Origin of the sequence: Burkholderia sp. LA-2-3-30-S1-D2 (assembly GCF_001523915.2) — a bacterium.
Taxonomy (GTDB): Bacteria; Pseudomonadota; Gammaproteobacteria; order Burkholderiales; family Burkholderiaceae; genus Burkholderia; species Burkholderia diffusa.
Window position 1 is genome coordinate 489,762 of sequence record NZ_CP013385.1, and the last position, 13,002, is coordinate 502,763.

11 protein-coding genes are annotated in these 13,002 nt (G+C 62.5%); 8 read left to right on the top strand and 3 right to left on the bottom strand.

Annotated elements, in window-relative coordinates:
- Positions 1-52 precede the first annotated feature (52 nt).
- Genes WS66_RS31280 through WS66_RS31295 form a run of 4 tightly spaced genes read left to right on the top strand, consistent with a single transcriptional unit; the run spans position 53 to position 4,835 of the window.
- On the top strand, positions 53-1,258 hold the full coding sequence (locus WS66_RS31280; protein WP_059599744.1) for an acetyl-CoA C-acetyltransferase: 1,206 nt from the start codon (positions 53-55) through the stop codon (positions 1,256-1,258).
- A 15-nt stretch (positions 1,259-1,273) separates the two neighbouring features.
- The gene (locus tag WS66_RS31285) at positions 1,274-3,226 is read left to right on the top strand and encodes an AMP-binding protein (RefSeq protein ID WP_059599743.1); all 1,953 of its coding nucleotides are present in this window, start codon (positions 1,274-1,276) and stop codon (positions 3,224-3,226) included.
- A gap of 18 nt (positions 3,227-3,244) precedes the next feature.
- On the top strand, positions 3,245-4,426 hold the full coding sequence (locus WS66_RS31290) for a CaiB/BaiF CoA transferase family protein (protein ID WP_059599742.1): 1,182 nt from the start codon (positions 3,245-3,247) through the stop codon (positions 4,424-4,426).
- A gap of 55 nt (positions 4,427-4,481) precedes the next feature.
- Positions 4,482-4,835, top strand: coding sequence for a LysR substrate-binding domain-containing protein (locus WS66_RS31295; RefSeq protein WP_236872988.1), 354 nt, complete (start codon positions 4,482-4,484; stop codon positions 4,833-4,835).
- Here WS66_RS31295 and WS66_RS34235 read toward each other — a convergent pair.
- Entirely contained in the window at positions 4,741-5,364 is a 624-nt protein-coding gene (locus WS66_RS34235) for an enoyl-CoA hydratase/isomerase family protein (RefSeq protein WP_059599741.1), read from the bottom strand. The two genes, WS66_RS31295 and WS66_RS34235, sit on opposite strands and share 95 nt — an antisense overlap.
- 81 nt (positions 5,365-5,445) lie before the next feature.
- Positions 5,446-7,101, bottom strand: coding sequence for a methyl-accepting chemotaxis protein (locus WS66_RS31305; RefSeq protein WP_082728859.1), 1,656 nt, complete (start codon positions 7,099-7,101; stop codon positions 5,446-5,448).
- A gap of 602 nt (positions 7,102-7,703) precedes the next feature.
- Here WS66_RS31305 and WS66_RS31310 point away from each other — a divergent pair.
- The 4 genes from WS66_RS31310 (at position 7,704) to WS66_RS31325 (ending at position 12,573) form a co-directional block, all read left to right on the top strand.
- Complete coding sequence (locus WS66_RS31310; RefSeq protein ID WP_236872989.1) at positions 7,704-9,086, top strand: spinster family MFS transporter; 1,383 nt, start codon at positions 7,704-7,706, stop codon at positions 9,084-9,086.
- 497 nt (positions 9,087-9,583) lie between these two features.
- Entirely contained in the window at positions 9,584-10,540 is a 957-nt protein-coding gene (locus WS66_RS31315; protein ID WP_059599740.1) for an AraC family transcriptional regulator, read from the top strand.
- 391 nt (positions 10,541-10,931) lie between these two features.
- Entirely contained in the window at positions 10,932-11,294 is a 363-nt protein-coding gene (locus tag WS66_RS31320) for a hypothetical protein (protein ID WP_059599739.1), read from the top strand.
- A gap of 34 nt (positions 11,295-11,328) precedes the next feature.
- On the top strand, positions 11,329-12,573 hold the full coding sequence (locus WS66_RS31325) for an aromatic ring-hydroxylating oxygenase subunit alpha (protein ID WP_059599738.1): 1,245 nt from the start codon (positions 11,329-11,331) through the stop codon (positions 12,571-12,573).
- Positions 12,574-12,811: 238 nt separating this feature from the next.
- Here the strand turns inward: WS66_RS31325 and WS66_RS31330 are convergent, their stop codons facing one another.
- Positions 12,812-12,937 carry an MmgE/PrpD family protein gene (locus WS66_RS31330; RefSeq protein WP_108064783.1) on the bottom strand — a complete coding sequence of 42 codons (126 nt, stop codon included), beginning with the start codon at positions 12,935-12,937 and terminating at the stop codon, positions 12,812-12,814.
- Between the last annotated feature and the right edge of the window lie 65 nt (positions 12,938-13,002).

Genomic DNA, 13,002 nt, shown 5'->3' on the forward strand with positions numbered 1-13,002 from the left:
GACAGACGCGCGATGGCGGCGGAACATTCATGACATTCAAGAGGCAATTCAAATGAAACGAGCAGCCATCGTCGCCCCGCTGCGCACTCCGGTGGGCGCATTCGGCGGAACATTGAAGGGCGTTCCCGTCGAGGAACTCGGCGCCACCGTCGCGCGTGCGGTCGTGGAGCGCACCGGGCTGGACCCCGCGCGCATCGACGACGTCGTGTTCGCGCAAAGCTACGCGAGCGGCGAGACGCCGTGCACGGGGCGCTGGGTCGCACTGCAGGCCGGCTTCCCGATCGAAGTGGCCGGCATGCAGCTCGACCGCCGTTGCGGCGGCGGCGTGCAGGCGCTGGCCACTGCGGCGATGATGGTGCAGACCGGCGCGGCCGACGTGGTGATGGCCGGCGGCGTCGAAAGCATGAGCAACGTCGAGTTCTATACGACCGACATGCGCTGGGGCAAGCGCGCGGGCTCGGTCACGATGCACGACCGCCTCGATCGCGGCCGCGAGCGCTCGCAGCCCGAAAGCCGCTTCGGCCGCATCAGCGGCATGATCGAAACGGCCGAGACGCTGGCGCGCGAATACGACATCACGCGCGAAGCGTCCGATCGCTTCGCCGCCCGCAGCCACCAGCGTGCCGTTGCCGCGCAGCAGGCCGGGCATTTCGACGCGGAGATCGTCCCCGTCGCCGTGCCGCAGCGCAAGGGCGATGCGCTGATTGTCACGCAGGACGAAGGCGTGCGCGGCGACACCACGCCGGAAAGCCTCGCGAAGCTGCGTACGATCATGAAGGACGGCGTCGTCACGGCAGGCAACGCGTGCCAGCAGAACGACGCGGCGGCCGCGTGCCTGATCGTCGCCGAGGACAAGCTCGACGAGCTGGGCCTCACGCCGATCGGCTGGCTGGTCGGCTGGGCAGCCGCCGGCTGCGATCCGGCACGCATGGGCATCGGCCCGGTGCCTGCCGTGCAGAAGGTGCTGGCGCGCACCGGCCTCACGTTCGACCAGATGGACCTGATCGAGCTGAACGAAGCGTTCGCGTGCCAGGCGCTGGCCTGTGTGAAGGGCTGGGGCAGCTCGATGGCGGCGCTGGAAGACACGCTCAACGTGAACGGCTCGGGCATTTCGCTGGGCCACCCGGTGGGCGCGACGGGCGGGCGCATCATGACGACGCTGCTGCACGAGATGCAGCGCCGCAAGGTCCGTTACGGCCTCGAAACGATGTGCATCGGCGGCGGCCAGGGCATCGCGATGATTGTCGAGCGCGCATAAGGCAGGAGACCGATCATGAGCAACCATGAATCTGGCCAGGTGTGGCAACCCGGCCAGCACGAGCTGCAGAACGCCGGCATCGTGAAACTGATGCGCGCATTGGGCGTGCCGTCGTATGAAGAACTGATGCGTGTGTCGATCGCGGAGCCGGAGCGCTACTGGACGACGGTGATGGACGAATGCGCAATCGCGTGGGACGCACCGCCGACAGGCTACGTTGACCTGTCGCGCGGCCCGCAGTTTCCGAGCTGGTTCCCCGGCGGCAGGCTCAACTGGGTCAACACCATTTATGGCTGGGCGCGCAACCCCGCCACTGCGCAGCAGAAAGCCGTGGTCGCCGAGCGGGAGGACGGCAGCGTAAGCGAGCTGACCTACGCAGCGCTGGAGCAGCGCGTCAGCGATTTCGCCGCAGGACTCGTACGGCATGGTGTCAGACAGGGCGATCGCGTCGGCCTACTGATGGAAAACGGCGTCGAGGCGACCGTCTCGCTGCTGGCCATCGTGCATCTCGGCGCGCTGGTCGTGCCGTTGTTCAGCGGCTTCGGGGTCGATGCGATCGTGGCTCGCCTGTCAGCTGCCGAGGCACGCATCGTGATCGCATCCACCGGCTTCTCGCGCCGGACCAAGCGCGTGGATGTACAGGGCGCGCTGCGCGACGCATGGCGCCAGTTGCCGTTGCTCGAACACGTGATCTGGAAGCGCGGCGAAGGCGACACCGCTCAAGATACGCGCGACCTCGACTGGCAGGAAACGGCGAGCGCCGGACAGGGTCAGGGCGTCCCGCCTGTGTCCGTCACGCCCGATACGCCGTTCATGGTCATCTATACGTCGGGCACCACGGGGAAACCCAAAGGCGTGGTACATACGCACGGCAGCTTCCCGATCAAGATCGCGCACGATTCGCTGGTTCACTTCGACGTGCATCCCGGCGACGTCTACTGCTGGCCCGCCGACATGGGCTGGATCGCAGGCACACTGGTACTCGGCTGTGCGCTGCTGCGGGGTGCGACGCTGGTGTGCTACGACGGCGCGCCCGACTACCCCGACTGGTCGCGCATGTCGCGCGTGGTGGAACGTCACCGCGTCACGCACTTTGGGTCGGCGCCCACGCTGATCCGCGGGATGGCCAGCCACGAGGCACTGGCGCTCGCGGGCGATCGCTCGACCGTGCGATTGCTGATCACGGCGGGAGAAGGCATCGCGCCCGAGCATTTCAACTGGTTCCTGCAGCGCTTTGGCGACGGCACCGCGCCAGTCATCAACTACACCGGCGGCACCGAAGCATCTGGCGCGCTGCTCGCGAGCGTGCCGATCCGGCCGATTCCACCAAGCGGCTTCAATACTGTCTCGCCCGGCGTGGCCGCCGACGTGGTGAATGCCGACGGCATGAGCGTGACCGGCGAAGTCGGCGAGCTGGCGATCCGCGCGCCGTTCGTCGGCATGACGCAATCGTTCTGGTGCGACGACGAACGCTACCTGGAGACCTACTGGCACACCATTCCGGGCATCTGGGTGCACGGCGACCTGGCGCTGCGCACGCCCGACGGCAACTATTTCATGATGGGCCGCTCCGACGACACGCTGAAGGTCGCCGGCAAGCGCCTTGGGCCGGCCGAGGTCGAGGAAGTCGTGCTGGAGTTGCCGGACGTGGCCGAGGCGGCTGCGATTGGCGTGGCCGATGCGGACAAGGGGCAGAAGCTCGTCGTGTTCATCGTGCCGAAGCCCGACTCCGATGTCGCGGGCGCCGAGCTGGAGGCGATCGTGTCGGGCCACGTCGACAAGCGCCTGGGCCGCCCGTTCCGCCCCGGCCGCGTGCATGTGGTCGCGCAGCTGCCCAAGACGCGCAGCTCCAAGATCATGCGACGAGTGATCCGCAGCGTGTATTGCGGGCAGCCGCCAGGCGACCTGTCGTCGCTTGACAACCCCAGCGCGCTCGATGAAGTGCGTGCGGCCGCGACCTCCGCCTGACCCTACCCTGAACGAAACATGAAAGTACTCGAAGGCATCAAGGTCCTCGATTTCGGACGCTTCATCGCCGGGCCGTTCTGCTCGGCGCTGCTCGCCGATTACGGCGCGGATGTGATCCGCATCGACCGCGTCGGCGGCGGCGAGGATCGCTTCATCGTGCCCGTGACCGAACACGGCGAGGGCGCGCTGTTCCTGCAGGTCAACCGCAACAAGCGCTCGATGACGCTCGATCTCGAAAGCCCGGAAGGGCGCGAGATCGTGCGCCGGCTGGTCGCCGATGCCGACGTGGTGATCGCGAACATGCCGCCGCGCACGCTCAAGAGCCTCGGGCTCGACTACGACAGCCTGCGCGCGATCAAGCCCGACGTGATCCTGGTCGCGTCCAACGCGTTCGGCAACAGCGAAGCCGTGCGCGACCGGGTCGGCTTCGACGGCGTCGGCCAGGCGCTCAGCGGCGCCGTCTATATGGCCGGTACTCCCGATCGACCGCAAAAAGCAATGGTGCCTGTGGTGGACTTCGCGACGGCGCTTTCGTGCGCGCTCGGCGTGATGCTGGCGCTCTACGAACGCCAGCGCAGCGGCCAGGGGCAGGAAGTCAGCGCGTCGCTGCTGTGCACGGGTCTGAACATGGCGAGCGGCGCGCTGATCGAAGAAGCGCTGCTCGGGCTCGATCGCCAGGCCACGCTGAACCGCGCGTCCGGCTATGCGCCGTCCGACATCTTCAAGGCGACGGACGGCTGGTTCATCACGCAGGTCATCGGCCGGCCGATGTTCAAGCGCTGGACGCAGGTCGTGGGCCGGCCGGAACTACTGGACGATCCGCGTTTCACCGACGATACGCGGCGCGGCGAGAACGGCGCGTTCCTGAGCGACCTGATGAGCGAATGGTGTGCGGACAAGACACTCGCCGAGGCGCTGACCGCGCTCGAGCAGGCGCGCATCCCGGCCAGCCCGGTCAACTCGCCTCGCCAGGCGCTGGAGGATGAAACCATCAAGGCCGCCGACGTGATCCGCTGGATGGATTATCCCGGCGCGCCGAAGAAGGTGCCGATCTTCGCGACCCCGGTGTCGCTGTCGCGAACGCCGCCGGAAATCCGCATGCGACCGCCGTTGACCGGCGAGCATACCAATGAAATCCTCGCCGGCATCGGGTTCGACGCACGCGCGGTGGCCGAGCTGCGATCGCGCAAGATCGTCTGACCGGATCGGCCGCGTCGTCGCGCGCAAGCGGCTCGAACCGCACCTGCGCGAGTTCATGGCGCGCTATCCGCTGCTGCGGGTGGAGCTCGTGATGAACGACGGGCTGTCGAACATCATCGCCGACGGCTACGGAACAGGCGTCCTGCTCGGCGAGAGCCTGGCCGAGCACGTGGTGGCCGTGCCGATCACGCCGATGATTGAGATGACCGTGGCCGGCTCTCCCGACTATTTCGCGCGTCACGGCACACCGGCGACACCCGCCGATCTGATCCAGCACAAATGCCTGTGTATCGCCATACGTCGAGCGGCGCCGTCTATCGTCGGGAATTCACGTCGTCAGAAGTCGAAGGGCATGCGTTTGAAGTCGAGCCGCAGGGCAGCATGGTCACGAAAGATGACGACGGGATGATACGCGCGGCGCTGCAAGGCATCGGCCTGATAATGAGGGAATACATCGCGCGCGCCACTCCGATCCTGCGCGGCAGCCGCTGCGAGCCGCCGCCGCTCGGCGGCAGGTTGCGCTGCAGATGTGCGTCGCCGAGCGCTGCTTGCTCGTCGACGACCACGACGTCGGACGCCAGCACCAATTCGAAGTCACCCGCCACCGCATAGCCGTTGACCGACGCGATCACGATCTGTCGCGACACCGCCATCAACGCGGACATATCCTGCGTCAGGTCCTGGTGCCGCATATGCGCGCCGGATCCGTGAGCACGCCACTCGCGAGCCACTTCAGGTTGTTGCCCGCGCAGAAGCGCACAACCGCTACCAGGAATCACGATCACGCGGATCTCGCGGCCCGACTCGGCGGCGATGAGCACCGCGTCGTTCAGTGCCGCGAGCGTCGCGCCGTCGAGCGCGTTCATCCGTTCGGCACGATTCAGCGTGACGACGCCGACGCCCGGCGTCGAGTCATCCGTCAGCAACGTGTGCGTCATGTTGTCTCCTGGCTGGGAGCGAAGCGACTTGCACCGACCGGCGCGCAATCGTTCCAAGCCATCGCGGTGTCGGGTCCACTCCTACATCACATACGACTCGCTTGCCGACATTGGGCTCCTCGCTATCGCGGGCGGACCATCCCGTTGCGTACCCGGTACTTCCGGCACCGGCGGGTTGTCGCCTTCGCGCACGATGAAATTAGAAATCATCGCAACGAGCTGCTTGCTCCGATCGTCCAGAGACTGAGCAGCGGCGGCCACTTCCTCGACATACGCTGCATTGTGCTGTGTTGCCCGGTCCATCTCCGACACGGCCTGGTTGACCTGGTCGATGCCGTGTCCCTGCTCCACCGAGGCGGCTGCGATTTCTTCCATCAAGGCTGTCACGCGCGCGATCGCCTGCATGATCTCGGCCATCGACGTCCCCGCGGCGCTCACGAGTTCCACGCCGCCCCTGACGCATCCGACGGATTCGTGAATCAAGCCCCGAATTTCCTTCGATGCCAACGACGAGCGCTGAGCGAGCGCACGCACCTCCGACGCGACCACGGCGAAACCGCGCCCCTGCTCGCCTGCGCGCGCGGCTTCGACAGCCGCGTTAAGCGCCAGGATGTTGGTCTGAAACGCGATGCTTTCGATGATACCGACAATTTCAGCGATCCTGCTGGAACTTGCTTCAATACTGCCCATCGCCTCGACAACCTGCGAAACCACGCCATTGCAACGCTCGGCCGACTGCACGGCCTGTACTGCGACCTGGCTCGCCTGCCGAACGTTGTCGGTGCTCTGGCCGACTCTCGACGAGAGTTCCGCCATGCTCGCAGCGGTCTCCTGCAGCGAAGCAGCTTGCATCTCGGTGCGCCGAGACAGATCCAGATCGCCGGCCGAGATCTGTGCGGCCGCCGATGCGATCGAATCCGCGTTAGCCTTGATGCCGTTGATTGCACCGGACAGATTCGCTTGCATGCGTTTCATCGAATAGAGCAGGCTGCCGCGGTCGTTCGGCTCGGTCGCGATGACCGCCGTGAAATCGTTGGCCGCAATTCGCCCGGCAATCTCGACCGCATAGCCGGGCTCGCCGCCTATCGTCCGCGCGATGCCGCGATTGAGCGCCACGACGATGCCGCTCATCACCAGCGCGATCAGCACAAAGATGCCGAGGGTTTGCAGCAGGTTTGCCTGAAATGCGCTGTCGATATCGTCGACGAACAGGCTCGTATTGATCACCCAGTCCCATGGACGGTACGTATCGATGTACGCGATTCGCGCAGCGTCCTTCGTCACCCCGGACGTTTCCTTCGGATAGTCGAAGCGCTGAAATCCGCTGCCGCTTCGCGTTGCCAATTCGATCTGCTGCTGCACGATGGCAGCGGCCTTCGGATTCAGTTCGCTCAACGGTTTGTTCTGGATCGATGCGTCGAATGGGTACATCAACACCACACCCTTCGAACTCACGATCGAGAAATAGCCGCTACCCGCTTCACCGTAACGCATGCTGCGGATCACGTCCATCGCCTGCCGTTGCGCTTGTTCGGTACTCAACTCGCCCGCGCCGGCCCGCTTCGCATAGAACTCGATCGTGGCGCGTGCGATCTGGGTTGCATGCACGAGATCGGACTTGCGTTCCTCGAGATGCATCTCACGATTCCGGTACGCATTCGTGACCGACAGCAGAATAAGACAGAACAAGCTCAGGACCAGCGGCAACCCGAGCCTCTGCTTGAATGACAACTTCATTGTCGTGGCATCTCCTCGTTGTTATGGATATGCAAGCCGCGTCGGGCGCTCTTGCCATCCCGTGCAACGCATTGGGTTACGTTGCCGTTGCCCTGCATTAAAGGCCCGTCGTGCGGTGATCCGCAACGCGGCGCTTGTGTTGTTCCGCAGGTTGGAAGCACATACGTGTTGCACGGCAGCCCGTCCTTCTCTTTCGAAGGCCGAAACGGTACGCCGGAAAAGCCGGGGCAACGGCATGCGCTGTGATCGAATGAGCGATCGACCCGCGCTCGCCACGCTCACGGCGCGCCGTTCATTTCGCGTTCCGTACTTCGGAACACCGTCAGCTAGCACGCAGATACGGTGTCTGCGCCATCGATTCGGCTGACTAACGAACGATTGATTGATAAAGCAGTGACGATCGCTCCGCCCAGTCAAACCCGCATGCCGGATGCGCAGTCCGACCGTACGCGGAAGCGGCGCTTAATGGATAACACGCATGGCACTTCCCGCTCGGCCGCCACAAACTATCTAACGATAGTTCGGTAAATGGATGGCCACGCAAGCGCGTTGTCCGCCCGGATGTTAGACACGACCGTCTCGGAGACATGATGAGGAATGCAATGAATGAAGTCCCGCCCGCAGGCGGCCTGGATGACACGCGCGGAGGACGGACCTCATCGAGGGTCGTTCACGACAGCCTACGGTCGTGGTACATCCTGGCCATGCTGACGCTCGCGTATTCGCTCGCGTATATCGACCGCCAGCTGCTCAATCTGCTGGTCGACCCGATCCGGCATTCGCTTGCCATTTCCGACACGCAGCTCAGCCTCGTGCAGGGCATTGCGTTCATTTCCGCGTACCTAATCGCCTCGCCGCTGTTCGGCCGCCTCGTCGATGTGACCAACCGCCGCAACATCCTGTTGGTCGGCATTTGTCTGTGGTGTGTCTTCACGGCGCTGTGCGGTAAGGCAACGACGTTCCAGGGGCTGTTCCTCGCGCGCTTCGGCGTCGGGGCCAGCGAAGCGTGCGTGTTTCCGATCGCTTTGTCGATGATCGCGGACTGCTTCTCGGCGCAGAAGATGCCGCGCGCGATGAGCGTGTTCATTCTCGGCCCGATGCTCGGCGGCGGACTGTCGCTTGTTGCCGGCGGCCTTGTCATCTCGTTTGCCCGCGACGTCCACCAACGGTTCCCACTGCTCGCCGGGTTTGAAACTTGGCAGCTCGCATTCGTGCTGATCGGGCTGCCGGGTATGCTGTTCGCGTTGCTGGTATGGCTGACGGTGCGCGAGCCGACGCGCAGCAAGGTTGTCAGCGGGAGCACGGACGATCGCCAGTTCTCGACCCGGGAATCCATTGCATTCCTGTGGGCGCGACGAGGGTTCTACGCGCGCATCCTGCTCGGCGTTGGCATGCTCGCGATCGTCGTACTCGGCATGCCCGCATGGATGCCGACGTACCTGATCCGTTCACACGGCATGCCCGCGGCGCTCGTCGGTTTTCGTTTCGGCGCACTCGTCGTCTGCTGCGGGATTGCTGGTGCACTGTCTGGCCCCTGGGTTGTGCGCCGCTTCGAGCAGCGCGGCTACGAGGACGCGTCGTTGCGCACGGCCGCTTTCGCGATGATCCCGATGCTGCTCTGCTGCGCGAGCATTCCGTTCGCACCCGGCGCGGCGGGTACCCTGGCCGCTGCTGCCGGAACCGTCTTTTTCTTCACGTTGCCAACCGGGTGCATGGCCGCGGCGCTGCAACTCGTCGCGCCCAGCCGCATGCGTGGCACCGTCGGCGCGCTTTACTCGTTCTTCGCGCAGTTGATCGGTTTCGGGTTCGGCCCGACGCTGATTGCGCTCTTCACCGATCGTGTGTTTGGCAATCCAAAGATGGTCGGCAACTCGATCGGCATCATTTGCACGATCGCTGCCGCGCTCGCCGCCTGGCTGCTGTTCGGCGCGCTTCCTCATTATCGACGGTTGCTTGCGGAGGAGCGTGGTACGCAGGTCGACTGACGTGTGGTTTGGCCAAGGTCAGTAACTGTAGGAGTTCAAACGGGCCTGTCAGGAAATTCGTGTTTGAGGCATAACACGCTCACAAGGAGAGTTTATGCCTCGCAAACCGAAAGCCCTGCTAGCCGAGCTGCCGCCAATCCCAGGCGACTATGATTCCGTACTTCGAAAACGAGGAATGGGAGTCGAATCGGCAGGCCCCAGTATCACGATGCAGAAATCGAAGAGACGCCACATTGCTTAGGGTTATCTCGAAGAAGGACGCGGGTCGTACATGCATGATCCAGTGCTACTATCATCGCAATGCATTTGCCCGGTTAAAGCTGCGCCACACTCTCAGGTAATGCCGGCCCGCACATCGTGGTCCCGCCGTGACACGAGCGCTGCTCGCATAGCACGTTGCCGAGTGCCCTTCGCAACGTCGCCATACGTGCGGGCGAGAAGTGCCCCTTCGGAATCTCCGACGTTCGTGTTCGCCAACGACTGCAATCCCGACATTCATGGATCCGCTTTCGGATGTTCTTTCGTTATTGAGGCCGCATAGCCAGCTCTATGCTTCGTTCGACACGGCAGGCGCATGGTCCCTATTCTTTCCGCCTTATCACGGCATCAAGTGCGCTGCAGTGCTGCAAGGTGAATGCTGGGGTAGCGTCGACGGAATGGCACAACCCGTGCATTTGGCAGCAGGCGACTGCTTCCTGCTGAACCGAGGCACTGGCATTACGCTATCGACTGACCCTTCCTTGCCGCCCCAAGACTCGTCGGCCGTGCTGGAAGCCATAGGACGTGAAGGCATCGCTGTCCACAACGGAGGGGGGGAAGTTCTTCTGATCGGTGCTTTCTTCTCGTTTCCCAATGACCATGCGGCAATGCTGCTCGACGCCCTTCCGTCGTTCGTCAATTCTCCACACTTAACCCGTCAGGCTGACATCCAGCGTTGGGCGCTCGACCAATTGAAAAGCGAACTGCTGGAACCGCTGCCGGGCGGCATGCTGGTTGCGAATCACCTGCTGCACCTGATGCTGGTACAGATGCTGCGGCATCACTTGACGACACTGTCCCCCCACCTGCCAACCGGATGGCTCGCAGCGCTGTCAGATCGCCGGATTTGTGCAGCAATTCGCGCGATGCACACCGACCCGGGGCGCCACTGGTCGCTGGACGAACTCGCTCGTGTTGCCGGGCTTTCTCGCACGGTCTTTGCTCAGCGGTTCAAGGAGATCGCCGGCGAAACACCGATGAGCTATCTCATGCGATGGCGTATGCTGATGGCAATGAACCGATTGCGCGGCACCACCGAAAGCGTCGCGTCAATCGCATTCGCGCTTGGTTACGAGTCTGAAAGCGCGTTCTGTACGGCGTTCAAACGAACGACGTCCTGCTCCCCGATCCAGTATCGGCGCCAGTCTCCAGCGGCCTACGGCAACGAGCATATTGCGTCTCGGCAGACTCACTAGGCACCTCACACTCCACCGATACGCGTCGGCGCAGCAGCCCGCGTCACCGTATCAGAGCCGCACTGACCGAAGGACATCGTGATGCCTCCGGTTGACACGCCCTATCGCAACAGCATTCAAAATCCGTACGCTCTAGAAAAAAAAGCGGACTCCTTCGAAATACCGGCCCGCTAGCGGCGAAATAACATCTACCCGCGTGTCCTCGATTCTGCTGCCGGGCCGAGAACACCGAACGCCGCGGACAGGTATATGACGCAACCTCACTGATTCGCTATCCATATCATATTCATATGCGTATCGGGTTTACCTGCAGGTGAGACATGCCTGGTCCGTATACACAAAAAACGAAACCTGCGTTCCCACCGAACGCAGACACGTTTGGAGGAGCACGATGATTCACGCAGCATCCGACAATTCCGGCCTCCTGCCGGAGGGCTTCGAAGAGCTCGAACCCTTCGTTGCCAAGTGGAGTGCATCCACATCCCACGAAAGATGGATCCAACGCGCCGCGACACCCTACGCGGAGATCGTGCAGTTCTACGACGCGATATTCGCTCGTGCCGAAGAAGCCACCGCCTATGTCGAACAGTTCCCACTGAGCGAGATGCCAGCTCCGGCAGAAAACCTTTTCCGGCTGTTGCTCGCGATGTGCCACTCGGCCGTCGCGGTGGAGATGCATCAGGCACCGACTATTCGCCATGCGCCTTCGCAGCACGCACTCCAGATCGTAACGGGCTTCCAGCCGCACGGCTGAGCGTCTTCGGATTTTCCCATTTTCAGGAGTCGGCATGAACCACCCTACCGAATTCAACCCCAGTCTGACCGAATCAGTCGGTCTGAACACCGAAGCGATGCCCGTGTCGCTTTATACCGACCCGGCTCAGTATGAACTTGAACGCGAGCGGGTGTTCCGCCGTTCGTGGCTAATGATCGGGCGCGTCGAGCGTATTCCGAAACCGGGCGACTTCTTCGTGAAGGAACTCGCGGTATTTAGCGCATCAGTAATCGTCGCACGTTCCGACGACGGCACGATACGCGCTTTTCACAACGTATGTGCACACCGCGCGAACATAGTCGAGCATCGTGCGAGCGGCAACGCGAAACGCTTCGTCTGCCGCTACCACAGTTGGGGATACAACAACTCCGGTGCACTCGCGCACGTGCCTGACGAAGCCGGGTTCTTCAACCTGGACAAGAAGAAGTGCGGACTCACGCCTGTAACGGTCGATGTGTGGGAAGGCTGGATCTTCATCAATATGGCGCCGGCGCCGGAAGTCAGCCTGAAGGAATTCCTTGGGCCGATGGCCGATGCGCTTGCAGGTATCGCATATCCGAATCCTGACCACCCAATCGTGTTGCGTGGGGAATTCAAGGCGAACTGGAAAGCCGTGGCCGAGAATTTTAGTGAGGCCTATCACATCGCTTCGATTCACCCGAAGACGCTCGGCCCGATCTATACAGGGCAACCGAATCCGTTCAGCCGTCCGATCAGCGCAAATCTTTATGGCCCGCATCGATCGATGTCGCTGTGGCTCAATACGAGCAGCAAACCTTCGGAAAAGGCGAAAGTGATGCGCTGGCTATTCGCAGCTGGCCAGACGGTCACCGGCACGCGAAACGGCAATGAAACCAACTCTATCGTCGAACACCAAGCCGTCAATCCGACCAAGCATGCCGAATGGTCGAGCGACGTAAACTGGTTCTTCCCGAACTGGCATTTGCAGATTTCAGCTAACCAGTTCTGGACCCATGAGTTCTGGCCGACATCGGCGAACACGACGGTGTGGGAAGCGCGCTTCTACAATAAGAAGCCGGCGTCCGTTCGCGAACGTCTGCAGCTCGAACACTTCACGTCGCACATTACGGACACAATGCTCGAGGATCTCGGCAATATCGAAAGCATGCAGACCGGCATGGAATCGGGTGCGAAGTCATTCGTATACTTTAACGAAAGCGAGATCCTGTGTCGCCACGGACTCGAACAAGTCGTCAAATGGTCAGCCGCCACATCGGCACGCGACGCGCTTTCATAAGCAACACGACCTGTGCGGCGGAGGCAATAATCCGCCGCCCACGGCGGCGCACCCTCATTAGCTCTTCGTAGACCCATACCCACTCCATCTCCTTCCGCAGCAACGCACAGATCGATTAGGACAGGCGCTGACCCAAGAAATAATCTGTTCGCCCGTCAGGCGAGGAAGTCCGCCTCGCCTGACGATTAGACCAAACCGGAAATCTCTACTTCTGATCGAGACTAATTCTGATCCAGGGTCACGCGAGCGCACAGCCAAACGAATCGAGAAGAAGGCGCTTTGACTCGTCGACGATCGTCTCCGGTAGATCCTCGAATCGCATGTCGTTCGCGAAGCTTGCGAGCTGTTCAACGATAGTTTTCATCGTGACTTTTCTTTCTGAAATCGAGCTCATGTGATCCGGTAGATTGGCTCAGATAACGGTTCCTA

Coding starts and splice junctions, on each gene's coding strand:
- WS66_RS31280 (WP_059599744.1), top strand. CDS start 53: ATGAAACGAGCAGCCATCGTCGCCCCGCTGCGCACTCCGGTGGGCGCA.
- WS66_RS31285 (WP_059599743.1), top strand. CDS start 1,274: ATGAGCAACCATGAATCTGGCCAGGTGTGGCAACCCGGCCAGCACGAG.
- WS66_RS31290 (WP_059599742.1), top strand. CDS start 3,245: ATGAAAGTACTCGAAGGCATCAAGGTCCTCGATTTCGGACGCTTCATC.
- WS66_RS31295 (WP_236872988.1), top strand. CDS start 4,482: ATGGCGCGCTATCCGCTGCTGCGGGTGGAGCTCGTGATGAACGACGGG.
- WS66_RS34235 (WP_059599741.1), bottom strand. CDS start 5,364: ATGACGCACACGTTGCTGACGGATGACTCGACGCCGGGCGTCGGCGTC.
- WS66_RS31305 (WP_082728859.1), bottom strand. CDS start 7,101: ATGAAGTTGTCATTCAAGCAGAGGCTCGGGTTGCCGCTGGTCCTGAGC.
- WS66_RS31310 (WP_236872989.1), top strand. CDS start 7,704: ATGAATGAAGTCCCGCCCGCAGGCGGCCTGGATGACACGCGCGGAGGA.
- WS66_RS31315 (WP_059599740.1), top strand. CDS start 9,584: ATGGATCCGCTTTCGGATGTTCTTTCGTTATTGAGGCCGCATAGCCAG.
- WS66_RS31320 (WP_059599739.1), top strand. CDS start 10,932: ATGATTCACGCAGCATCCGACAATTCCGGCCTCCTGCCGGAGGGCTTC.
- WS66_RS31325 (WP_059599738.1), top strand. CDS start 11,329: ATGAACCACCCTACCGAATTCAACCCCAGTCTGACCGAATCAGTCGGT.
- WS66_RS31330 (WP_108064783.1), bottom strand. CDS start 12,937: ATGAAAACTATCGTTGAACAGCTCGCAAGCTTCGCGAACGACATGCGA.